We start from the raw sequence: 22884 nt of genomic DNA on the forward strand, positions 1-22884 counted from the left end.
AATGGCTATCGAAATCAAAGTACCGGACATCGGGGCTGATGAAGTTGAAATCACCGAGATCCTGGTCAAAGTTGGCGACAAAGTAGAAGCTGAACAGTCGCTGATCACCGTAGAAGGCGACAAAGCCTCTATGGAAGTCCCGTCTCCGCAGGCTGGCGTCGTGAAAGAGATTAAAGTCTCCGTCGGCGACAAAACCGAGACTGGCAAACTGATTATGATTTTCGATTCCGCCGAAGGTGCAGCCGCCGCTGCACCTGCGCAGGAAGAGAAGAAAGAAGCCGCTCCGGCCGCCGCTGCTCCAGCGGCTGCCGCGGCAGCGAAAGAAGTTCACGTCCCGGATATCGGCGGCGATGAAGTCGAAGTCACCGAGATCATGGTTAAAGTGGGCGACACCATCGCCGCTGAGCAATCCCTGATCACCGTAGAAGGCGATAAAGCCTCTATGGAAGTTCCGGCGCCGTTCGCCGGTACCGTCAAAGAGATCAAAATCAATACCGGCGATAAAGTTTCCACCGGCTCCCTGATTATGATCTTCGAAGTGGCGGGCGCTGCGCCTGCAGCCGCTCCGGCACAGGCTGCCGCGCCGGCTGCTGCGGCTCCGGCTGCCGCAGCAGGCGTGAAAGATGTTAACGTCCCGGACATCGGCGGCGACGAAGTTGAAGTCACCGAAGTGATGGTTAAAGTCGGCGATAAAGTCGCGGCGGAACAGTCCCTGATCACCGTAGAGGGCGACAAAGCCTCTATGGAAGTTCCGGCGCCGTTCGCGGGTACCGTTAAAGAGATCAAAATCAGCACCGGCGATAAAGTCAAAACCGGTTCCCTGATCATGGTCTTCGAAGTGGAAGGCGCTGCGCCTGCCGCCGCTCCGGCTCAGGCTGCTGCCCCGGCACCAGCTGCTGCCCCGGCTCAGGCCGCTAAGCCTGCCGCTGCGCCGGCTGCGAAAACAGAAGGTAAAAGCGAATTCGCTGAAAACGATGCCTACGTTCACGCGACCCCGCTGATTCGCCGCCTGGCGCGCGAGTTCGGTGTTAACCTGGCGAAAGTGAAAGGCACCGGCCGTAAAGGTCGTATCCTGCGCGAAGACGTTCAGGCCTACGTGAAAGACGCGGTTAAACGCGCTGAATCCGCACCGGCGGCTGCCGCAGGCGGCGGTATCCCGGGCATGCTGCCGTGGCCGAAGGTTGACTTCAGCAAGTTTGGCGAAGTCGAAGAAGTGGAGCTGGGTCGTATCCAGAAAATCTCTGGCGCCAACCTGAGCCGTAACTGGGTGATGATCCCGCACGTTACCCACTTCGACAAAACCGATATCACCGATCTGGAAGCGTTCCGCAAGCAGCAGAATGCCGAAGCTGAGAAGCGCAAACTGGACGTGAAATTCACTCCAGTGGTCTTCATCATGAAAGCGGTTGCCGCTGCGCTTGAGCAGATGCCGCGCTTCAACAGCTCGCTCTCCGAAGATGGTCAGCGCCTGACGTTGAAGAAATACATCAACATCGGTGTGGCGGTGGATACCCCGAACGGTCTGGTGGTTCCGGTCTTCAAAGACGTGAACAAGAAGAGCATCACCGAGCTGTCTCGTGAATTGACCACCATCTCGAAGAAAGCGCGCGATGGCAAACTGACGGCTGGCGAAATGCAGGGCGGTTGCTTCACCATCTCCAGCATCGGCGGCCTGGGTACCACCCACTTCGCGCCGATTGTTAACGCGCCGGAAGTGGCCATCCTCGGCGTGTCTAAGTCCGCGATGGAGCCGGTATGGAATGGTAAAGAGTTTGTGCCGCGCCTGATGCTGCCAATCTCTCTGTCCTTCGACCACCGCGTCATCGACGGTGCTGATGGTGCCCGCTTCATTACCATCATTAACAACACCCTGAGCGACATTCGCCGCCTGGTGATGTAATCGAAAAAGCCGGCCTGACGGCCGGCTTTTTTCTGATAACCTCAGGCTGTTGGGGATTATCAGCAACAAAGGACAAAATCGTTTGCCGTTTGTTGTTTAAAAATTGTTAACAATTTTGTAAAATACACGCGGATAGAACGTCCCGGTGGACTTGGGCGTAAGAATAATAGCGTCAGACCCGCCGGATATAAATTACAGAGGTCATGATGAGTACTGAAATCAAAACTCAGGTCGTGGTACTTGGGGCAGGCCCCGCAGGTTACTCTGCAGCCTTCCGTTGCGCTGATTTAGGTCTGGAAACCGTCATCGTAGAACGTTACAGCACCCTCGGTGGTGTTTGTCTGAACGTGGGTTGTATCCCTTCCAAAGCGCTGCTGCACGTGGCAAAAGTTATCGAAGAAGCGAAAGCGCTGGCCGAACACGGCATCGTTTTCGGCGAACCGAAAACTGACATTGACAAGATCCGCACCTGGAAAGAAAAAGTCATCACTCAGCTGACCGGTGGTCTGGCTGGTATGGCCAAAGGTCGTAAAGTGAAGGTGGTTAACGGTCTGGGTAAATTTACCGGCGCTAACACCCTGGAAGTGGAAGGCGAAAACGGCAAAACCGTGATCAACTTCGACAACGCTATCATCGCGGCGGGTTCCCGTCCGATTCAGCTGCCGTTTATCCCGCATGAAGATCCGCGCGTATGGGACTCCACCGACGCGCTGGAACTGAAATCTGTACCGAAACGCATGCTGGTGATGGGCGGCGGTATCATCGGTCTGGAAATGGGTACCGTATACCATGCGCTGGGTTCAGAGATTGACGTGGTGGAAATGTTCGACCAGGTTATCCCGGCTGCCGACAAAGACGTGGTGAAAGTCTTCACCAAACGCATCAGCAAGAAATTTAACCTGATGCTGGAAACCAAAGTGACTGCCGTTGAAGCGAAAGAAGACGGTATTTACGTTTCCATGGAAGGTAAAAAAGCACCGGCGGAAGCGCAGCGTTACGACGCAGTGCTGGTCGCTATCGGCCGCGTACCGAATGGTAAAAACCTCGATGCAGGTAAAGCGGGCGTGGAAGTTGACGATCGCGGCTTCATCCGCGTTGACAAACAAATGCGCACCAACGTGCCGCACATCTTTGCTATCGGCGATATCGTCGGCCAGCCGATGCTGGCGCACAAAGGTGTCCATGAAGGCCACGTTGCCGCAGAAGTTATCTCCGGTCTGAAACACTACTTCGATCCGAAAGTGATCCCATCCATCGCCTACACTGAACCAGAAGTGGCATGGGTCGGTCTGACCGAGAAAGAAGCGAAAGAGAAAGGCATCAGCTACGAAACCGCCACCTTCCCGTGGGCTGCTTCCGGCCGTGCTATCGCTTCTGACTGCGCAGATGGTATGACCAAACTGATCTTCGACAAAGAGACCCACCGTGTTATCGGCGGCGCGATTGTCGGCACCAACGGCGGCGAGCTGCTGGGTGAGATCGGCCTGGCTATCGAGATGGGCTGTGACGCTGAAGACATCGCCCTGACCATCCACGCTCACCCGACTCTGCACGAGTCCGTTGGCCTGGCGGCGGAAGTGTTCGAAGGCAGCATCACCGACCTGCCAAACGCCAAAGCGAAGAAAAAGTAACTTTTTCTTTCAGGAAAAAAGCATAAGCGGCTCCGGGAGCCGCTTTTTTTATGCCTGATGTTTAGAACTATGTCACTGTTCATAAACCGCTACACCTCATACATACTTTGAAAATAGTCACTCAGTAAACTTATAGGTAGTTAATGATATCGATGAGGTGTGAGATGAAACGCTTTTTAACCACAGCGCTGGTCGCTGCAACGTTTTTTACCGGTGTGGCTTGCGCCGCTGACGCCAACATTCCCTGGGCGGACAACAGCGGCGGTACGGAAACGACCCACATTGCGGCGATGGGCCAGGATCTGAATGCCCAGCATCAGCAGGTGACGAAGACCAATGAAGGGGTATGGGCGGCGAATTCCGGTAGCATCAGCGCTGACGAAGCGGCATTATCCAGCACAAAACCAGCCTTTGCCGGCGATCCTTCTCTGATGCCTCACCAGGGCTAAGTGAATGAAAACGCCCGGTTGCGTGAGTGCAACCGGGCGTTTTTTTTAAGGTTCTGCCACTTGCCAGCCGGCGTCAGCGTCGGGGGTAAAACGCGTTATCTCCTGTGCCTTTGCGGCGCTCTCTTCACCGAGATTGGCCTGATAGACCCTATCCTGCTGATCGATCATAAAGCTCATCACGCCGGTTTCACCCCAGGCTATCGGCCAGGCCAGCAAGGCGACGCTCTGGTCATCGCGACCGGCGATAATTCGAAAGCGATAGCCATGGTAGCCGCTACCGGGCACCGTCGGGCTAAAGGCCGGACCGAGCGGGCTTGGCGCTTCGCCCGGCGAAGTTGGCCAGTACAAGCCATCTTTTTTGCCTTCGCTACTGATGATTTTCTGCGCCCAGCGGTGGTTCAGATGATAATAATCCTGCTGGGCATCAACATAGGCATGCATGGCGGCGATCGCCGACAGCTCATTGCGGCCGATGGCGCGGGTGAGGATCTCCTCTTCGCCAGCGGCCATATCAAAGCGCCATCCCTCAGACGCTTTTACGATAGGCACGGGCAGACGCCATGCCTCGCTACCGACATCGAGCCAGGCTTTGTCACCCTGCTGGATGATGACATGTTTCACCTGCCAGTCGCGTTGAAAGCGATCGACGGCGGCAGGGTCGATCCCGTCCGTGGGTAAAAACTGCTGCCAGTTATCGCCGAGTACTTCGCTCAGCGCGGCTTCATTAGGCTGGCTGATCGCTTCGGCCAGCGCAGTTGCGGCCTGTTCCGGCGTGGCAAACTGCTGTTGGGCGAAGGCGGCAAGCGGCGACAGCATTAACGTAAACAGGGCAACGGATAATGGGTTTCTCATTCTGCTCATCCTTAGCGGCGACGCAGTTCATGGTGTTCGGAAAGACGTTCTCTGGCGCCCTCGCGTAACTCGCGGTTTACGCCGGATAACTGGCGGCTCTGCAGTCCTCGTTCCTGCTGCGCTTGCCAGGAGGGGGCGCGGCTTTCGTTGCCGCTAAGGGCGTTGGCGCGCAGATGGCTGAGCGTCTGCTGACGCTGGGCTGGCGTGGCGGACTGGAACTGCTGCCGGCGCTGCTGCTGCTGAGGTGTGCGGTTCTGCTCGTGGCTCCTGGCGGCTTCTCGACGCTGCTGTTGCTGCGGCGTGGGGGTTTTCAGCTGCGTTTTTGCCGCCTCGCGACGCTGCTGTTGGGTCGGCGTGCTGTCGTAACCGCGGTAATTACTGCGTTGGGTGGCTTGCTTCAGCTGCGCCGAGGCCGCCTGACGCTGGGCGTCGCGTGAGGCGTTGTTTGCCGCCAGATTGCCCGCTGTGGCCGTCGGTACGTTATGCTGCAGCTGGGTCATCGCTGCCCGGCGCTGCGCTTCGCGATCGACTGGCGCATGTTGGGTCGCGCTCAGTCCGCCGGAAACGTTGGTCTGATGGAAGCGCTGAGCTACCGTATTATCGGGATACGGTGTGTGTCCGCGATAGGCAGGATTGTGCTGCCAGTTAACGTGGTTTCCCGGCAGGTTTTCTCCTGTTATATGATTGAAATTATTTACATTAATATTGATGTTATCGCCATTATGCGAGTAATCGCCGTGGCGGTAGTCGTCATCGTGATGGTGATGGTCATCATCATCCCAGTCGATACTGCTGAACAGCGCCCAGGTGGTGGCCACGCCGAGGCTGTACCCGAAGCCTTTGACGAAGCTATCGGTAAACTGCTCCCCGGGAGGGGGCGGCAGATAGACCGGCGGATAGGCGCTGTTCGGCCAGGTACCATAGACGGTGGAGGGGTTATAGCTGGGAACATAGACCACCTGTGGATTGGTCGGCTCTATTTTAATGACCTGCGTGGGCGCAGGCGCCGCTGTGTGGGCGGTTGCGGTTGCTGCCGTGCTGCTGCTGGCTGAAACCAGTGCGGCAGGGGTGACAATCACTTTCTGCTGCGGTGTGGATTTCAGCGTCCCGGTTTGTTGGGCAATGGCGCGCAGGCGCTGCACTGAATCCATCACATCATGCGGCTGGGCCAAAAACGCATTGCCAAGATTTTCCACCCAGGGCGGATTCTCGCCCATCATCGCCAGCAGGGCAGGGAAAGCGACAAGAGATTTGACGCTAGGGTCCCACGGCTGGCTGGCAACCGCCTGCACGGCCGCATCCCCTTTCATCGCGGGGTTATCCTGGGACCACTGGACCGCCTGCAGGACGTTGTCGGGATAAGTGGAGGCCATCAACACCTGCGACAGCAGACTGTCCGGGTAGAGCGCGATAGGGGCGACCCACTGATCAATTTGCGCCTGGGTGTAAGTGGCGGCCACCGGCTGTGTCGTCGACGCTGCGGGCGCTGGCGCTTGCTGCGCAGGCGGTTCAGCGATCGTCGCTGGGGTTCGGCTTTGTACATAGAGTGTTCCTGCCGCCGCGAGTAAGCCAGCGCTACAGAGCAGGGCGATAATATGGGGTTTGAACGGCAGTGACATGGAAACTCCTGACCCAAAAAGTAACCCATCTCGCTAAAGTATCTGCGAAAACGGCGCGTTTGCTGAGTATAAGTAAGCGGTATGGCTTTTTATTGATTATTGTTGGGATCGGCCCGTGGCGTTGTACGCGGAAAGGAATTTTTGTCGCGGGATTTGAACAGAAAGCCTGCAATATCCTGCCCTTAACGATTCAGCTAAATTTTAATGTTGCTTTTTTGTAAACAGATTAACACCTTTCAAAAATCCTGCTATGCTGCCGACGCGGTATCGGGCATTTACCCTACAAACTGCTGTCTCACAGGAGCGTGAAGAAAATCGCCCAGCCACTAAATCCTTCAAGATGCGTCACGCGGCAAGCTAAGCCAGGACAGAGGCAGATTGATTGAAGACGTGTAGGCCGCATTATGACAATGAGAGCGAGGAGAACCGTCGTGCTAGAAGAATACCGTAAGCACGTAGCTGAGCGTGCCGCCATGGGGATTGTTGCCAAACCCTTAGATGCAACCCAAATGGCCGCGCTGGTAGAACTGCTGAAAAACCCGCCTGCGGGCGAAGAAGAATTCCTGTTAGACCTGCTGATTAACCGTGTACCGCCGGGCGTCGACGAAGCCGCCTATGTTAAAGCTGGATTCCTTGCCGCGATCGCCAAAGGCGAAGCGACCTCCCCCCTGGTTACCCCTGAAAAAGCCGTTGAACTGCTGGGCACCATGCAGGGCGGTTACAATATCCATCCGCTGATCGATGCGCTGGACGACGCGAAACTGGCGCCGATTGCCGCGAAAGCGCTCTCCCATACCCTGCTGATGTTCGATAACTTCTACGACGTGGAAGAGAAAGCCAAAGCGGGTAACGAGCATGCTAAACAGGTTATGCAATCCTGGGCTGACGCCGAGTGGTTCCTGAACCGTCCGCAGCTGGCAGAGAAAATCACTGTTACCGTCTTCAAGGTCACCGGCGAAACGAACACCGATGATCTCTCTCCGGCGCCGGATGCGTGGTCGCGCCCGGATATCCCGCTGCATGCGCTGGCAATGCTCAAAAACCCCCGCGAAGGCATTGAGCCGGATCAGCCGGGCGTGGTTGGCCCAATCAAACAGATCGAAGCCCTGCAGCAGAAAGGCTACCCGCTGGCCTACGTCGGCGACGTGGTCGGGACCGGTTCTTCACGTAAATCCGCCACCAACTCGGTGCTGTGGTTTATGGGCGACGATATCCCGAACGTGCCGAACAAGCGCGGCGGCGGCCTGTGTCTGGGCGGTAAAATCGCGCCAATTTTCTTCAACACCATGGAAGATGCGGGCGCGCTGCCTATCGAAGTTGATGTGTCTAACCTGAACATGGGCGACGTAATCGACGTTTACCCGTTCAAAGGCGAAGTGCGTAACCACGAGACCAACGAACTGCTGGCCAGCTTCGAGCTGAAAACCGATGTGCTGATCGACGAAGTGCGCGCCGGCGGCCGTATTCCGCTGATCATCGGTCGCGGTCTGACCACCAAAGCGCGTGAAGCGCTGGGCCTGCCGCACAGCGATGTCTTCCGTCAGGCGAAAGACGTGGCGGAAAGCACCCGCGGCTTCTCGCTGGCGCAGAAAATGGTTGGCCGCGCCTGCGGCGTTGCCGGTATCCGTCCGGGCGCTTATTGCGAACCGAAAATGACCTCCGTCGGTTCTCAGGACACCACCGGTCCAATGACCCGTGATGAGCTGAAAGACCTGGCGTGCCTGGGCTTCTCTGCAGACCTGGTGATGCAGTCCTTCTGCCACACCGCGGCCTACCCGAAGCCGGTTGACGTTACCACGCACCACACTCTGCCGGACTTCATCATGAACCGCGGCGGTGTTTCTCTGCGTCCGGGCGATGGCGTGATTCACTCCTGGCTGAACCGCATGCTGCTGCCGGATACCGTGGGTACCGGCGGTGACTCCCACACCCGTTTCCCAATCGGCATCTCCTTCCCGGCAGGCTCTGGTCTGGTGGCCTTCGCCGCCGCGACCGGCGTGATGCCGCTGGATATGCCGGAATCGGTGCTGGTGCGTTTCAAAGGTAAAATGCAGCCGGGGATCACCCTGCGTGACCTGGTCCACGCCATCCCGCTGTACGCCATCAAGCAGGGCCTGCTGACCGTGGAGAAGAAAGGTAAGAAAAACATCTTCTCTGGTCGCATCCTCGAGATCGAAGGTCTGCCGGATCTGAAAGTCGAGCAGGCGTTCGAGTTGACCGATGCCTCGGCGGAGCGTTCTGCCGCCGGCTGCACCATCAAGCTGAATAAAGAGCCGATCGTTGAGTATCTGAACTCCAACATCGTTCTGCTGAAGTGGATGATCGCCGAAGGCTACGGCGACCGCCGTACCCTGGAGCGTCGTATCCAGGGCATGGAAAAATGGCTGGCGGATCCGCAGCTGCTGGAAGCCGATGCTGACGCGGAATACGCGGCAGTGATCGACATCGATCTGGCGGATATTAAAGAGCCGATTCTGTGCGCGCCGAACGATCCGGACGATGCCCGCCTGCTGTCTGATGTGCAGGGCGAGAAGATCGACGAAGTGTTCATCGGCTCCTGCATGACCAACATCGGCCACTTCCGTGCCGCCGGTAAGCTGCTGGACAGCCACAAAGGCCAACTGCCGACTCGCCTGTGGGTGGCGCCGCCAACCCGTATGGATGCCGCGCAGCTGACCGAAGAAGGCTACTATAGCGTGTTTGGTAAGAGCGGGGCGCGTATCGAAATCCCTGGCTGTTCTCTGTGTATGGGTAACCAGGCGCGCGTGGCCGACGGCGCGACGGTGGTTTCCACCTCTACCCGTAACTTCCCGAACCGTTTAGGTACCGGCGCTAACGTCTATCTGGCCTCTGCCGAACTGGCAGCGGTGGCTTCGCTGCTCGGCAAACTGCCGACGCCGGAAGAGTACCAGACCTTCGTGGCGCAGGTGGATAAGACGGCGGAAGATACCTACCGTTATCTGAACTTCAACCAGCTGGATCAGTACACTGAAAAAGCTGACGGCGTGATCTTCCAGACCGCGGTGTAAACCATTCGGTCAGCCCGGCTGACCGTTTGGCGATAAACTCTCCAATGCCCGGTGAACATTGCATCAGCGGGCATTTTTATTTCCAAACCTCCCGCCCGCTACGCTTTTTTTCTTTCTGTCTGCTGCGATAATTACTGCATGGGTACAGTGCAGCGGTGACGCATTGCCCTTGCAGAGGAAAAGACTATGGATTACGAATTTCTGCGCGATATTACCGGAGTGGTAAAGGTGCGAATGTCGATGGATCACGAGGCGATCGGCCACTGGTTCAACGAGGAGGTGAAAGGCAATCTTGCTCTGCTGGACGAAGTGGAGCAGGCTGCGCGCACCGTGAAGGGCAGCGAGCGTTCCTGGCAGCGTGCCGGGCATGAATATACGCTGTGGCTGGATGGCGAAGAGGTGATGATCCGCGCCAATCAGCTGGAGTTTTCCGGCGACGAAATCGAGGAGGGGATGAGCTACTACGACGAAGAAAGTCTCTCTCTGTGCGGTGTTGAGGATTTCCTGCAGGTGGTCGCCGCCTATCGTGAGTTTATGCAGCAGCGTTAATGACCCCTTTTATGTCGGGTGGCGCAGAACCGTAGCCCTGCAAAGTGTAGCGTGAGCAGGGGAAATCCCGGGAGCGGCTAGCGCCTGACCCGGTCTACCAGGCGGCTAGCGCCTGACCCGGTCTACCAGGCGGCGCAGAACTACAGGCCCGGCAAGCAAAAGCGCCGCCGGGCATTTCATAGATTACACGGCAGGAATATTGCGGCCGTAGTAAATCTCGCGCATCTCTTTCCATAGCAGGTCGGTAATGACCTTGCGCTCTTCGGCAGTCAACTCTTCCGGTCGGGTATGGAACATGTAGTGCTTAAGGTCGAACTCCTTGAGCAACATTTTGGTATGGAAGATATTTTCCTGATAAACGTTGACGTCGACCATGTCATACAACGACTTCATATCGTCGGACATAAAGTTCTGAATCGAATTGATTTCATGATCGATAAAATGCTTCATCCCATTGATATCGCGGGTAAAGCCGCGCACACGGTAGTCAATGGTCACAATGTCCGATTCCAGCTGGTGAATCAGATAGTTCAGCGCTTTAAGCGGGGAAATGACGCCGCACGTTGAAACTTCGATATCGGCGCGGAAGGTGCACAGGCCGCCCTCCGGATGGCTCTCCGGGTAGGTATGCACGCAGATATGGCTCTTATCGAGATGGGCGACCACGGTTTCCGGTAGCGGGCCAGGATGTTCGGTCTGGTCAATCAGCTTGGGATCGACAGGCTCTTCGCTGACCAGAATGGTCACGCTGGCGCCCTGGGGTTCATAATCCTGACGGGCGATATTCAGGATATTGGCGCCAATAATAGAACAGGTTTCTGTCAGGATCTCCGTCAGGCGATTGGCATTATAGAGTTCGTCGATATAGGCGATGTAGCCGTCGCGCTCTTCTGCCGTTTTGGCGTAACAGATATCGTAGATACAAAAACTCAGGCTTTTGGTCAGGTTGTTAAAGCCGTGCAGCTTCAATTTTTTCAATTTAGTTCACCCCCTTATTTCGCGTCACGGTGCGGACAGAGCATCATGCAGATATTGTGGTAAGGCGAAGGCCGCCGTATGGATTGCCGGATTGTAGTAACGGCAGGTCAGGTTGGCTTTGTGAAAGCGCGCCTGAATGATTTCGCTGGAGAGATGGCGCAGCGCCTCATTGTCGCTCGCCCAGGCAAAGGTCATGATCCCGCCGTAATAGGTTGGAATTGCCGCCTGGTAGAAGCTGACGTCGCGAAAATAGTGGCTTAGCTTGCGATGGCTGCCTACCGCTTCATCCTGTTGCAGGAAGCAGACGCCATTCTGGGCAACAAAGATCCCACCCGGGTTCAGGCAGCGTTTGCAGCCTTCATAAAAAGCCGAGGTGAACAGGCTTTCTCCCGGGCCGATAGGGTCGGTACAGTCCGAAATGATCACGTCAAACGTTTGCGTCGTCTGTTTAACAAAATTGACGCCATTATCAATCACCAGCGTAAAGCGCGGATCGTCATAGGCGCCGGCGTTATGGTTCGGCAGGTACTGGCGGCAGAATGAAACTACCCCGGCGTCGATTTCCACCATGGTGATGGTTTCGATGCTACGGTGACGAGAGACTTCGCGCAGCATCGCGCCATCGCCGCCGCCAATGATCAACACATGCTTCGCGTTGCCGTGAGCCAGCAGCGGCACATGGGTCATCATTTCGTGATAGATGAACTCGTCGCGTTCGGTGGTTTGTACGACGCCATCCAGCGCCATCACCCGGCCAAAGGCGCGGTTATCAAAGATGATCAGATCCTGATGATCGGTTTTTTCGTGGTACAGCACGTTATCAACGCTAAAATACTGACCAAAATGGTCATGCAGCGTTTCATGCCACAGTGGATTATCGGCCACGATAAGGCTCCTCCTTCGTTAACATCTGTTACACCCGTAAAACGAGTGCAACATCATAGACAACTATAGATGAGGATGCACGGCGGTTATTGCAGCAATGAGGCAGGAATAACAGCCACCGCCCCGGAAGGGCGGTGGAGAGGATGAGGCTATTTTGCCGGCTCGGGTTGGCTATCTACTATCCGCACGGAATAAACCATGGTGGCGCCTGGCGGGATTTTTGGCGGTAATCCTTTACTGCCATAGGCCTTTTCAGGCGGGACGACGAGCGTCACGGAGCCGTGGTTCTGTAGACGCTTCAGCGGTTCGCGAAACACCGGGGGATAGGCATCCAGCTTTTGCGTAAGCGCCTGATCTTTCGCTTCCATATCGTTGATCACCGTCCCGTCCGTCAGCATCTCTTTGATCACCACGGTAACCAGGTCGTTACCGCTTATTTTTCCTTTACCCGGGTAATCGACGCGGCTGTAGACGCCCTCTTTAAAGACCACATCTTTTTTGCGCGCAAACGCCTGCTGATATTTCTTGCCGGCACTGATGTTTTTCTGCTCTATTTTATTCAGGTTCTGATAAACCTGCTGCGACACATCAAACAGCGCTTTGTTACGTTCCTGCTCTCCGAGACGAAGCTGGCCGCGAAAGGCATCTTCGATGCCCTGCAACACCAGGCCTGCGTCGACGGTAACTCCCTGAGTGCGACGGGTGGTAAGGACGTTGAGCGCCTCGCTTCCCATCGAGGCGCCGATCGCATAAGCCTGCTGTTCTCCCGATGCGCTGAGTTTGGCAGCGGCGCTCTCGCCGCTGCGCGTTTTGGACTGTACAGAAAGCTGCGTTCTCAGCAGTTCGATTTCATCTTCTTTCATCCGTAGCTGGGCGTTGTCTTTATCCGCCTGCAGGCGATAGGCTGCCACTATGGCCGCCATCTCTGGTGGCTCATTTTTTGGCGCAGCGGCGTCGTTAGCGGGGCCATGCGGCACTTTATCCGCAGCGGCGAGCCGGGTGGACAGAGATTGTTTATCGGCGTTAAGGGCTTTGACCTGATCGAGGGCAGCCTGCTGCGTCTTTTCCGCAGCGGCGAGGCGAATAGTCAGCGACTGCTTATCGGCGTTAAGGGCCTTAACCTGCTCGAGGACGGCCTGTTTCTCTTTTTCCGCGGCGGCCAGCCGGGTCGTCAGCGGCTGTTTTTCAGCGTTAAGCGCTTTGACCTGCTCAAGAGCGGCCTGTTTCTCTTTTTCCGCAGCGGCCAGTTGGGTCATTAGCGCGTGTTTATCTTTATTAAGCGTGGTAAAGCTGGCGCTGAGGCGTTTATTTTCAGCTTCGGCTTGCTGAATCTGCGTCGTTAATTGCTGGATCTGCTGACGCGCCGCGGCCTGGCTTTGCTGTAGATTATTATTCTGCACAACGCCTGCTTTTTTTATTAATGCCTCTTTTTCTGCAGTAGCGGCGCTTAAGGCGACCTGTAATTCATTAATTCTCTTATTCAACGCCGCTTGCTCATTCGCTCCGGCAGTATCCGTTTGCGGCGTAGCGGCAAGCTGTTTTTTTAATTGCTGTATAAGCTTATCTTTTTGTGCAATCGCCGCCTGCTGGCTGGTGATTCTTTTTTGTAATTGTGAGGTGCTGGTACCGGTTTTTTTATTATCTGCGCTCTGGCGGCTTTCTTGTGTTTGTTTTGCGCTTGCGGCATCGTTTTTTTCTTGCGCCTGAGATTGCTGGGTTTGCTGTTGGGCGTAATCAAGAAAGGCCGGCGCGGCGCCGGCGGTGAAGGGGGTTGAAAGCGCCAGCGCAGCGACGAGCATCAGCAGGGGCGCGTTGAGGGTCAGCGTGGCGGCTCTGTTCATGGCTGTTTGCTTTCACCACGCTGTACCAGGCTATCGATCAGCGTTTTCTGGATATCGGCGCACAGTTTGATGGATTTAAACTGATACATGGAGTCAATGCCAAGCCGGGTAGGATCCGCCACTTTCTCGCGCACGCTATTGTATTGTGACGCCGCGCGCACTAAAGCGTTAAAGTCATTGTTGAGTTTAGTGGCTTGCTGTGGGTTAACCTCTTTTAGCGAATCCAGCGCCTGGCGACAGGATTCAATGCGCGCTTGTTCGCTGGCCGCCCGCTCCTGCTCTGCCTGCTGCTGTGTCGTCAGCGGCGTGGCGATCGGTTTAACCGGCTGGCGGGAAGAGGTATTGCTACAGCCGGCTACTAACAGCGCGGCGAGAGGGATAACACGAAGAGTCAGCGAGATATTCACAATTTCAGTCCATGAAGTAGGTATATTTTTACCGGATTCTAGAAGGGTGCTTTTTATTTTGCAATATATGAATAATGATATTTTATTAGTTTTTTAGTCATTCTTCATTATTATGGGTTTACTTTATTTGGCAAATTGATAGGTTCGTAATTAAATAAGGTTTGTTTATATACAATAATAAATATAAATATTTAAAGGGGGAATTGAAATGCTAAAGGCGCGGAGCGTTGCCGCCCGCGCAGGGAATTATTTAACGTAAGCCAGCAGGCTGAGCGAATCGCGGGCCAGCGCTTTACATTTTTTCGCCGTCGGAATGTTAATGCCGCTAAGATCGCGATAGCTGTCTTCGCCAAGCGCTTTCATGTTGTAGCTGTCATAGTTGCTCAGGTCCCACTGGTTCTGTTGGGCAAAGAACACCAGCGCGCGACGGATCTGCGTGTTGGGCAGGTTCTGGTAGCCACAGTCGTTTTTCAGAAACACAAAAACCGCGGTTAAATCAGCCATATCTTCCGCTTCGGATTCGCTGAGCGCGTAGCTGTTGGCGGAGAGAGCAAGCAGGCTGCCGAGTACCATTGTTCTGAAAAGCGTCTTCATTTTTTCTACCATTAGATCACCGACGCTTCAAATTAGCATACTTCTTTACACAGCGCCGATCTTTATTCTTACTCTTCTGCTTGACCTTCCCGTTACGGTAGGGTTTAAGCTCAAATATTCGCCCGCAGAATAAAAGGATGTGAATATGCAACGTCGAGACTTCCTCAAACTGACCGCCGCGGTCGGCATGGCCAGCGCATTGCCGTTATGGAGCCGGGCGGTCTTTGCCGCCAGTCGCCCGGCTCTGCCGATACCGTCGCTGTTAGCCGCCGATGCGCGCAACCGCATCGCGCTCAGGATCCAGGCGGGCAAAACGCGGTTTGGCGCCCTGAATGCCACTACCTGGGGCTACAACGGGTCGCTGCTGGGCCCTGCGCTGCAGTTGACGCAGGGGAAGACCGTCACGGTGGATATTACTAACCAGCTGGCGGAAGAGACCACGCTGCACTGGCATGGTCTGGAGGTACCGGGCGAGGTCGACGGGGGGCCACAGGGGGTTATCGCGCCGGGTGCCACCCGCACGGTAAGCTTCACGCCAACGCAGCGGGCGGCGACCTGCTGGTTTCATCCGCATCAGCATGGGAGCACCGGCCGGCAGGTGGCGATGGGGCTGGCCGGCCTGGTGCTGATCGAGGATGAAGAGAGCGGGCGCCTGCTGCTGCCTAAGCAGTGGGGAATCGATGATGTGCCGGTGATCGTCCAGGATAAGAAGTTCACCGCCGCCGGCGAGATCGACTATCAGCTGGATGTGATGAGCGCCGCCGTCGGCTGGTTTGGCGATACGCTACTGACCAATGGGGCCCTCTATCCCGAACATGCCGCGCCGCGCGGCTGGCTGCGCCTGCGCTTGCTGAACGGCTGTAATGCCCGTTCCCTCAATTTTGCCACCAGCGATAAGCGCCCGCTGTACGTAGTGGCCAGCGATGGCGGTCTGTTGGCCGAGCCGGTCAAGGTCGATGAATTGCCGGTCTTGATGGGGGAACGCTTTGAGGTGCTGGTGGACACCAGCGACGGTAAACCTTTCGATCTGGTGACCCTGCCGGTGAGCCAGATGGGCATGGCGATTGCGCCTTTTGATAAACCACAGCCGGTACTGCGCGTCCAGCCGCTGGTCATTCCCGCCTCCGGCAAGCTGCTGGATACTCTGGCCGCTCTCCCGGCGTTACCGTCCCTGACGGGGCTGACGCAGCGTCAGCTCCATCTGTCGATGGATCCGATGCTCGACCGGATGGGCATGCAGGCGCTGATGGAGAAGTATGGCGACCAGGCGATGGCCGGAATGGATCACGGCATGATGGGGCATGGCGACATGAGCGACATGGGGAATATGCATCACGGCGACATGAGCATGAACCACGGATCCGGCATGGAGCATGGCATGTCGTCAGGCAAGGGCTTTGATTTCCATAACGCCAACCGCATCAACGGCAAAGCCTTCGACATGAATGAGCCGATGTTTGCCGCCGCCAGAGGCCAGTATGAGCGCTGGGTGATTTCTGGTAAGGGCGACATGATGTTGCATCCGTTCCATATCCACGGCACCCAGTTCCGTATCCTCAGCGAAAACGGCAAGCCGCCAGCGGCGCATCGTCGCGGCTGGAAAGACACCGTTCGTGTGGAAGGGGACGTGAGTGAAGTATTAGTGAAGTTTGATCATCCGGCGCCGAAGGAGTTTGCCTATATGGCCCACTGCCACCTGCTGGAACATGAAGACACCGGGATGATGTTGGGGTTCACGGTTTAAGTCTCTGCGACCTGCTGCGATCCCCAACGGGAAGAAGGACGGAACACCAAAAAAAACGGCAACTTTCGTTGCCGTTTTGCGTTTTATTTGGCGTCATCCGGGAGCGCATAGGCGACAATATAATCGCCCATTTTGGTACCGAACGAGCCGTGACCGCCGGCAGAGATGACAACATACTGTTTGCCATTCACTTCGTAGGTCATCGGAGTCGCCTGACCGCCGGCTGGCAGACGGGCTTCCCACAGCTTCTCGCCGTTGCTCATATTGTACGCGCGCAGGTAGTTATCTGCAGTCGCGCCGATGAACAGGACGTTACCGGCCGTGGAGATTGGACCGCCCAGCATCGGCATCCCCATGGTAAACGGCAGTTTAACCGGCATCGGGAAGGGCAGGCTGTCCTGCGGAGTACCGATACGTTTTTTCCATACCACTTCGTTGGTTTTCAGATCCAGGGCGGAGATATACCCCCAGGCCGGCTGTTTGCACGGCAGGCCGAACGGCGACAGGAACGGGTTCAGCGTTACGCCGTACGGGACGCCGTACTGCGGCTGCACGCCGGACTCGGTACCAGAGCCTTTCGCATCTTTCGGCGGCTCCATCGGATTGCCTGGCCCGCGCGGGATCAGTTTTGAGACGAAAGGCAGCGCCATCGGGTTGGCGATAGCCACCTGACGGTTCGGATCGACGGAGATACCGCCCCATTCAAACATCCCCAGGTTACCCGGGAACACCAGCGTGCCCTGCTCAGACGGCGGGGTGAAGATACCTTCATAGCGCAGCTGGTGGAAGATCACGCGGCACACCAGCTGGTCGAACATAGTGGCACCCCACATGTCCGCGCCGGTCAGATCTTTCTTCGGACGGAAGCTCAGATCGGAGAAGGGCTGGGTTTTGGTAACGTAATCACCTTTGGCAGCGCCCTGCGGTACTGGTTTTTCCGGCGCCGGGACCACCAGCTCGCCGTTACGACGATCCAGCACGAAGATGTTGCCGGTTTTCGCTGGGGCATAGATGACCGGTACGGTTTTGCCGTTGACCTCAATATCAGCCAGCGTCGGCTGGGAAGGCATGTCCATATCCCACAGATCGTGATGGACGGTCTGATAGCTCCAGGCCAGCTTACCGGTGGTGGCGTTCAGTGCCACAATCGAGCTGGCATAACGCTCTTGCTCCGGCGTACGGTTGCCGCCCCAGATGTCCGGAGTGGTCACGCCCATCGGCAGATAGACCAGATCCAGCTTAGCGTCGTAGGCGGCAGGCGCCCATGAGTTCGGCGAGTTGAGCGTGAAGTGATGTTCATCGCTCGGGATGGCGTTCGGATCTTTCGCACCCGGATCGAAGGCCCACAGCAGTTTACCGGTATTCACATCAAAGCCGCGGATCACGCCTGACGGCTCGCGGGTAGAGAAGTTATCGGTGACCGCGCCGGCAATCACGATGGTTTTATCGGTGATGATCGGCGGTGAAGTGGGTTCATACATGCCCGGCGTGGTGACCGGCATGTTGGTCTGCAGATTGAGAATACCTTTATTAGCAAAGGTTTCGCACAGCTTACCGTTGTCGGCGTTTACCGCGAACAGGCGACCATCGTTCACCGGCAGGATAATGCGGCGCGGACAGTCGGCGACGACGTCGGCAGGGGCGTTATCCGCTTTCGCTTCGTGATAAGAAACACCGCGGCAGGTGACGTGCTGGAACGACGGATCGGCGTTCAGCTGCGGGTCAAAATGCCACTTCTCTTTACCGGTGGCGGCGTCCAGCGCAAACAGGCGCTGGTGAGCGGTACACAGGAAGAGCGTATCGCCGACTTTAATCGGCGTCACTTCGTTAGTGATTTCACCCGGATCGTTCGGCTGTTTCAGGTCGCCGGTGCGGAACACCCAGGCTTCCTTCAGGTTCTTCACGTTATCGGCGTTAATCTGCTTCAGCGGGGAGAAGCGCTGGCCTTCCTGGTTACGGCCATAGGCCGGCCAGTCGCCGTCGGCGACGGTGGAAATCGGTGCGGCCGGCGTAGCGTCGGCGCTCAGGGTGCCGTTGACTTCCTGCGGGTCGTTAAAACCAGCCCAGGTCAGCATGCCGCCGCTGATCAGCAGGGCGACGACCAGCGCGCCAACGGCGCCAGCGGAAGGCACCGGCAGACGACGCCAGACAAAGGGCAGGATCAGCCAGATGCCAAAGAAGACGAGGATATCGCTACGCGGCGTCAACGCCCAGAAGTCGAAACCAACTTCCCAGACGCCCCAGATCATGGTCGCCAGCAGCAGCGCGGCGTACAGCCACAGCGCAGCGCGCTTGCCGCGGAACAGCATTACGGTCACGCCCAGCATCACCAGCCCGGCGATAGGGTAGTACCAGGAGCCGCCAAGCACGACCAGCCATGCCCCGCCGATTAATAGATAGAGGCCGCAGAACGCTGCAAATAGCGCAGTCAGCGTCACCAGGAGCCTTGATTGTTGAGACTTTGTTTCAGCCATAAAAAGTTACTCATGTGTTTGTTAAATTTTTTAACTGCAATTAATTATAGGATTTAACAAGTGTGATCGGAATCACAAATATGGCTTTATTAATCCCTGCACCGAAGATTTCTTTTTGCTGGTATACTGGATGGCTTGCCGGTCATCGTCGGGGCGAAAGCAGCGGCTTTGATGATTTATATTTAGAATCAAATGGTTAGTATTATGAAACATACTGTAGAAGTGATGATCCCGGAATCCGAGATCAAAGCGCGTATCGCGGAACTGGGTCGTCAAATCAACGAACATTATCAGAACAGCGGCAGCGAAATGGTGCTGGTGGGGCTGCTGCGCGGCTCGTTTATGTTCATGGCCGACCTGTGCCGTGAAGTGCAGGTGCCGCATGAAGTCGATTTTATGACCGCCTCCAGCTACGGCAGCGGCATGTCCACCACTCGTGATGTGAAAATCCTTAAAGATCTGGATGAAGACATCCGTGGTAAAGACGTTCTGATCGTGGAAGACATCATCGACTCCGGCAATACCCTGTCTAAAGTTCGCGAAATCCTCAGCCTGCGCGAGCCGAAATCGCTGGCCATTTGTACGCTACTTGATAAACCCAGCCGCCGCGAAGTGAACGTCCCGGTTGAATACGTCGGTTTCGCGATTCCGGATGAGTTCGTGGTGGGCTACGGTATCGACTATGCTCAGCGCTACCGCCATCTGCCGTATATCGGCAAAGTCACCCTGCTGGACGAGTAAGGGGATATCCCACTCTGGACAGCGCACGCCGCGCTCTCCAGGGTGGCGAAGTCTGAAGGCTATCTGTGGTTGATGTGCTTGATCTTGAGGTTGGAGATCCCGTGGCGATAGCGCTGTTCGAGGGTTTCCCTGCTCACAGCGGTGACATCCAGATCGCGCAGCAGTCCGTCGTGAATCCCGTAAGCCCAGCCGTGGATGGTCACCTTCTGTCCGCGCTTCCACGCGGATTGCATAATCGTCGAATGTCCCAGATTGTACACCTGTTCCATCACGTTCAGTTCACAAAGGGTATCCAGACGGCGCTCCTCTGGCATTTCACCGAGCAGCGAGCTGTGCTTAAACCAGATATCGCGGATATGCAGCAGCCAGTTGTCGATAAGCCCCAGCTCCGGGTTCTCCACCGCCGCCTGCACGCCGCCGCAGCCGTAGTGGCCGCAGATAATAATGTGCTCGACTTCCAGGACATCGACGGCATACTGCACCACCGACAGACAATTGAGATCGGTGTGGATCACCAGGTTCGCTACGTTACGATGCACGAACAGTTCGCCAGGCTCCAGGCCGGTGAGTCGCTCAGCGGGAACGCGGCTGTCCGAACAGCCAATCCACAGGAAGCGCGGTTTCTGCGTCTGCGACAGTTTCTCAAAAAAGCCGGGGTCCTCTTCCACCAGCATTTTTGACCATAGTGCATTGTTGCTGATGAGTGTATCTATATCATTCATGGACGTTATCGGCCTGTAACCAAGTAAGTGCGTTGCGCTAATATAGGGTAAGCTCACCTTTTTTAAAACCATCTTAACCCGTGATACTTCAGGCTGCAGATGCGTTGGCGGCGTCAGCGCCGGTCCAGCGCAAACGTGAGTCAGGCGGGTTAATGACGTGTCACGACACGAGAAGAGATATTTAATGACCATTGCTCTGGAATTAAAACAGCTCAAAAAAACCTATCCCGGCGGGGTTCAGGCGCTGCGGGGGATCGACCTGCAGGTCGAAGCGGGGGATTTTTATGCCCTGCTGGGCCCGAACGGGGCCGGAAAATCCACGACCATCGGCATCATCAGCTCGCTGGTGAACAAAACCTCTGGTCAGGTCAATGTCTTTGGCTACGATCTGGAGAAAGACGTCGTCAATGCCAAGCGCCAGCTTGGCCTGGTGCCGCAGGAGTTTAACTTCAACCCGTTCGAAACCGTGCAGCAGATCGTCGTTAACCAGGCGGGCTACTACGGCGTTGAGCGTAAAGAAGCCCTTTCCCGCAGTGAAAAGTATTTAAAACAGCTCGACCTGTGGGAAAAACGCAACGAACGCGCGAGAATGCTCTCCGGCGGGATGAAGCGCCGTCTGATGATCGCCCGCGCGTTGATGCATGAGCCGAAGCTGCTGATCCTCGACGAACCGACCGCCGGCGTCGATATTGAACTGCGTCGCTCGATGTGGGGCTTTCTCAAGGATCTCAACGATCGCGGAACCACCATTATCCTGACCACCCACTATCTCGAAGAGGCCGAAATGCTATGTCGCAACATCGGCATCATCCAGCACGGCGAGCTGGTGGAAAACACCTCGATGAAAGCGCTGCTGTCGAAGCTGAAGTCAGAGACCTTTATTCTTGACCTCGCGCCAAAAAGCCCGGTGCCGAAGCTCGAAGGCTACCAGTACCAGCTGGTCGATACCTCGACGCTGGAAGTGGAGGTTCTGCGTGAGCAGGGAATTAACAGCGTCTTCGCGCAGCTGAGCGCCCAGGGGGTGCAGGTACTGAGTATGCGTAACAAAGCCAACCGTCTGGAAGAGCTGTTTGTCACGCTGGTGCATGAGCGAAAAGGAGAATCAGCATGATGCAGCTTTATTGGGTCGCGCTGAAAAGCATCTGGACCAAAGAGATCCACCGTTTTATGCGCATCTGGGTGCAGACGCTGGTGCCGCCGGTGATCACCATGACCCTGTATTTCGTGATCTTTGGCAACCTGATCGGCTCGCGCATTGGTGAGATGCATGGTTTTACCTATATGCAGTTTATCGTCCCAGGCCTGATCATGATGGCGGTGATCACTAATGCTTACGCCAACGTCGCCTCATCCTTCTTCAGCGCCAAGTTTCAGCGCAATATTGAAGAGCTGCTGGTGGCGCCAGTGCCGACGCATGTGATTATTGCCGGCTACGTGGGCGGCGGGGTAGCGCGAGGACTGTGCGTAGGTATCCTGGTGACCGCGGTGTCGCTATTCTTTGTGCCGTTCCAGGTTCACTCCTGGCTGTTTGTCGCCCTGACGCTGCTCCTCACCGCGGTGCTGTTCTCGCTGGCCGGGCTGCTGAACGCGGTGTTTGCCAAGACCTTCGATGACATTAGCCTGATCCCGACCTTTGTGCTGACGCCGCTGACCTATCTCGGCGGGGTGTTCTACTCGCTGACCCTGCTACCGCCGTTCTGGCAGGGGCTGTCGCATCTGAACCCCATCGTCTACATGATCAGCGGTTTTCGCTTCGGCTTCCTCGGTATCAACGACGTCCCGCTGGCGACCACCTTCGCCGTGCTGGTGGTGTTCATTGTCGCCTTCTATCTGCTGTGCTGGTCGTTAATTCAGCGCGGTCGCGGCCTGCGTAGCTGATACTCATCATGGTTAGCGCTTCCTGAAGTAAATATGCGAAGCGCTAACCGCTTATCTTTGACTCCCATCACCGATACGTCATCTTCACCTTGCTACATTATTCGCTGGCTAAGGAGGGAAGCATGCTCGGATGGGTCATTACCTGTCACGATGAGCTGGCGCAGGAGATGCTGGATCGTCTTGAACAAAAGTTTGGTCCGCTGGCCCAGTGCCGGGCGGTCAATTACTGGCGCAATCTCAGCAGCAATATGTTGAGCCGGATGATGTGCGATGCGCTGCATGCCACCGACTCCGGGGACGGGGTCATTTTTCTCACTGACAAAACCGGTGCGGCGCCTTATCGGGCCGCGGCGCTGATGAGTCACAAACATACCCACTGCGAAGTGATCTCCGGCGTCAGCTATCCACTCCTTGAGCGAATGTATCTCCTGCGAGGCACGTTAAGCAGCGTGGCGTTTCGCCAGGCGATCGTCAGCGCGGGCGGGCCGATGGTGAGCAGCCTGTGGCATCAGCAGCAGAAGAACCCCCCGTTCCGGTTGCGCCATGATGCCTGGGGAAATTAAGCAGCGGGACAGATACCGCTTTTGTTAC

Annotated in this window: 20 protein-coding genes; 11 read left to right on the plus strand and 9 right to left on the minus strand. The window is 56.3% G+C overall.

Annotation, left to right across the window (positions count from 1 at the left end):
- Position 1: 1 nt before the first annotated feature.
- The 3 genes from aceF (at position 2) to BHE81_RS01210 (ending at position 3980) form a co-directional block, all read left to right on the plus strand.
- Entirely contained in the window at positions 2–1900 is a 1899-nt protein-coding gene (aceF, locus tag BHE81_RS01200; RefSeq protein WP_004191990.1) for a pyruvate dehydrogenase complex dihydrolipoyllysine-residue acetyltransferase, read from the plus strand.
- A 206-nt stretch (positions 1901–2106) separates the two neighbouring features.
- A complete protein-coding gene (gene lpdA / locus BHE81_RS01205) occupies positions 2107–3531 on the plus strand; it encodes a dihydrolipoyl dehydrogenase (RefSeq protein ID WP_002888731.1) in 1425 nt (474 codons plus the stop codon).
- Positions 3532–3695: 164 nt separating this feature from the next.
- Entirely contained in the window at positions 3696–3980 is a 285-nt protein-coding gene (locus BHE81_RS01210) for a hypothetical protein (RefSeq protein ID WP_002888732.1), read from the plus strand.
- Between the two features lie 45 nt (positions 3981–4025).
- Here BHE81_RS01210 and BHE81_RS01215 read toward each other — a convergent pair whose 3' ends face one another.
- Together BHE81_RS01215 and BHE81_RS01220 are read right to left on the minus strand one after the other, a co-directional pair.
- Positions 4026–4832, minus strand: coding sequence for a DUF2950 family protein (locus BHE81_RS01215; RefSeq protein ID WP_002888733.1), 807 nt, complete (start codon positions 4830–4832; stop codon positions 4026–4028).
- An 11-nt stretch (positions 4833–4843) separates the two neighbouring features.
- Entirely contained in the window at positions 4844–6451 is a 1608-nt protein-coding gene (locus BHE81_RS01220) for a DUF3300 domain-containing protein (protein WP_023302304.1), read from the minus strand.
- Positions 6452–6882: 431 nt separating this feature from the next.
- On the opposite strand from BHE81_RS01220, the gene acnB reads away from it, so the two are divergent.
- Together acnB and yacL are read left to right on the plus strand one after the other, a co-directional pair.
- Complete coding sequence (acnB, locus tag BHE81_RS01230) at positions 6883–9480, plus strand: bifunctional aconitate hydratase 2/2-methylisocitrate dehydratase (protein ID WP_002888735.1); 2598 nt, start codon at positions 6883–6885, stop codon at positions 9478–9480.
- Positions 9481–9666: 186 nt separating this feature from the next.
- Complete coding sequence (yacL, locus tag BHE81_RS01235) at positions 9667–10029, plus strand: protein YacL (protein ID WP_002888737.1); 363 nt, start codon at positions 9667–9669, stop codon at positions 10027–10029.
- A 183-nt stretch (positions 10030–10212) separates the two neighbouring features.
- Here the strand turns inward: yacL and speD are convergent, their stop codons facing one another.
- From speD to BHE81_RS01260, 5 genes are all read right to left on the minus strand, one after another.
- Positions 10213–11007: an adenosylmethionine decarboxylase gene (speD, locus tag BHE81_RS01240; protein ID WP_002888739.1), complete on the minus strand. Its 795-nt coding sequence runs from the start codon at positions 11005–11007 to the stop codon at positions 10213–10215.
- Positions 11008–11031: 24 nt separating this feature from the next.
- Positions 11032–11892, minus strand: a complete 861-nt coding sequence (speE, locus tag BHE81_RS01245; RefSeq protein ID WP_110246432.1) for a polyamine aminopropyltransferase — start codon at positions 11890–11892, stop codon at positions 11032–11034.
- Positions 11893–12041: 149 nt separating this feature from the next.
- Entirely contained in the window at positions 12042–13244 is a 1203-nt protein-coding gene (locus BHE81_RS01250; protein WP_172622136.1) for an FKBP-type peptidyl-prolyl cis-trans isomerase, read from the minus strand.
- Positions 13245–13729: 485 nt separating this feature from the next.
- Positions 13730–14140: a hypothetical protein gene (locus tag BHE81_RS01255; protein ID WP_149888778.1), complete on the minus strand. Its 411-nt coding sequence runs from the start codon at positions 14138–14140 to the stop codon at positions 13730–13732.
- A gap of 246 nt (positions 14141–14386) precedes the next feature.
- Positions 14387–14734, minus strand: coding sequence for a YacC family pilotin-like protein (locus BHE81_RS01260; protein WP_002888808.1), 348 nt, complete (start codon positions 14732–14734; stop codon positions 14387–14389).
- 145 nt (positions 14735–14879) lie between these two features.
- Between BHE81_RS01260 and cueO the strand changes: the two genes are divergently transcribed.
- Positions 14880–16478, plus strand: a complete 1599-nt coding sequence (gene cueO, locus BHE81_RS01265) for a multicopper oxidase CueO (RefSeq protein ID WP_023302301.1) — start codon at positions 14880–14882, stop codon at positions 16476–16478.
- A gap of 83 nt (positions 16479–16561) precedes the next feature.
- On the opposite strand, the gene BHE81_RS01270 is transcribed toward cueO, so the two are convergent.
- Positions 16562–18952 (minus strand): glucose/quinate/shikimate family membrane-bound PQQ-dependent dehydrogenase, encoded by a 2391-nt coding sequence (locus BHE81_RS01270; protein ID WP_002888816.1) that lies wholly within the window; start codon positions 18950–18952, stop codon positions 16562–16564.
- 80 nt (positions 18953–19032) lie between these two features.
- On the opposite strand from BHE81_RS01270, the gene BHE81_RS27985 reads away from it, so the two are divergent.
- Entirely contained in the window at positions 19033–19152 is a 120-nt protein-coding gene (locus BHE81_RS27985; protein ID WP_012542835.1) for a hypothetical protein, read from the plus strand.
- 4 nt (positions 19153–19156) lie between these two features.
- Positions 19157–19693 carry a hypoxanthine phosphoribosyltransferase gene (gene hpt, locus BHE81_RS01275; protein ID WP_002888819.1) on the plus strand — a complete coding sequence of 179 codons (537 nt, stop codon included), beginning with the start codon at positions 19157–19159 and terminating at the stop codon, positions 19691–19693.
- Between the two features lie 59 nt (positions 19694–19752).
- Here hpt and can read toward each other — a convergent pair whose 3' ends face one another.
- A complete protein-coding gene (can, locus tag BHE81_RS01280) occupies positions 19753–20415 on the minus strand; it encodes a carbonate dehydratase (protein ID WP_002888821.1) in 663 nt (220 codons plus the stop codon).
- A 184-nt stretch (positions 20416–20599) separates the two neighbouring features.
- On the opposite strand from can, the gene BHE81_RS01285 reads away from it, so the two are divergent.
- From BHE81_RS01285 to BHE81_RS01295, 3 genes are all read left to right on the plus strand, one after another.
- Positions 20600–21526 carry an ABC transporter ATP-binding protein gene (locus BHE81_RS01285; protein ID WP_002888823.1) on the plus strand — a complete coding sequence of 309 codons (927 nt, stop codon included), beginning with the start codon at positions 20600–20602 and terminating at the stop codon, positions 21524–21526.
- A complete protein-coding gene (locus BHE81_RS01290; protein ID WP_002888827.1) occupies positions 21523–22293 on the plus strand; it encodes an ABC transporter permease in 771 nt (256 codons plus the stop codon). The genes BHE81_RS01285 and BHE81_RS01290 overlap by 4 nt, the downstream gene beginning before the upstream one ends.
- A 122-nt stretch (positions 22294–22415) precedes the next feature.
- A complete protein-coding gene (locus BHE81_RS01295; protein WP_004177394.1) occupies positions 22416–22856 on the plus strand; it encodes a PTS sugar transporter subunit IIA in 441 nt (146 codons plus the stop codon).
- Positions 22857–22884 lie beyond the last annotated feature (28 nt).

It is taken from the genome of Klebsiella sp. AqSCr (assembly GCF_008452795.1).
Taxonomy (GTDB): Bacteria; Pseudomonadota; Gammaproteobacteria; order Enterobacterales; family Enterobacteriaceae; genus Klebsiella; species Klebsiella pneumoniae.

Excerpts from the sequence above, each read along its gene's own strand:
- BHE81_RS01260 (WP_002888808.1), bottom strand. The coding sequence starts at position 14,734 with ATGAAGACGCTTTTCAGAACAATGGTACTCGGCAGCCTGCTTGCTCTC.
- BHE81_RS27985 (WP_012542835.1), top strand. The coding sequence starts at position 19,033 with ATGGCTTTATTAATCCCTGCACCGAAGATTTCTTTTTGCTGGTATACT.
- can (WP_002888821.1), bottom strand. The coding sequence starts at position 20,415 with ATGAATGATATAGATACACTCATCAGCAACAATGCACTATGGTCAAAA.
- cueO (WP_023302301.1), top strand. The coding sequence starts at position 14,880 with ATGCAACGTCGAGACTTCCTCAAACTGACCGCCGCGGTCGGCATGGCC.
- yacL (WP_002888737.1), top strand. The coding sequence starts at position 9,667 with ATGGATTACGAATTTCTGCGCGATATTACCGGAGTGGTAAAGGTGCGA.
- BHE81_RS01285 (WP_002888823.1), top strand. The coding sequence starts at position 20,600 with ATGACCATTGCTCTGGAATTAAAACAGCTCAAAAAAACCTATCCCGGC.
- lpdA (WP_002888731.1), top strand. The coding sequence starts at position 2,107 with ATGAGTACTGAAATCAAAACTCAGGTCGTGGTACTTGGGGCAGGCCCC.
- BHE81_RS01270 (WP_002888816.1), bottom strand. The coding sequence starts at position 18,952 with ATGGCTGAAACAAAGTCTCAACAATCAAGGCTCCTGGTGACGCTGACT.
- BHE81_RS01210 (WP_002888732.1), top strand. The coding sequence starts at position 3,696 with ATGAAACGCTTTTTAACCACAGCGCTGGTCGCTGCAACGTTTTTTACC.
- BHE81_RS01290 (WP_002888827.1), top strand. The coding sequence starts at position 21,523 with ATGATGCAGCTTTATTGGGTCGCGCTGAAAAGCATCTGGACCAAAGAG.
- BHE81_RS01295 (WP_004177394.1), top strand. The coding sequence starts at position 22,416 with ATGCTCGGATGGGTCATTACCTGTCACGATGAGCTGGCGCAGGAGATG.
- hpt (WP_002888819.1), top strand. The coding sequence starts at position 19,157 with ATGAAACATACTGTAGAAGTGATGATCCCGGAATCCGAGATCAAAGCG.
- BHE81_RS01220 (WP_023302304.1), bottom strand. The coding sequence starts at position 6,451 with ATGTCACTGCCGTTCAAACCCCATATTATCGCCCTGCTCTGTAGCGCT.
- aceF (WP_004191990.1), top strand. The coding sequence starts at position 2 with ATGGCTATCGAAATCAAAGTACCGGACATCGGGGCTGATGAAGTTGAA.
- BHE81_RS01215 (WP_002888733.1), bottom strand. The coding sequence starts at position 4,832 with ATGAGAAACCCATTATCCGTTGCCCTGTTTACGTTAATGCTGTCGCCG.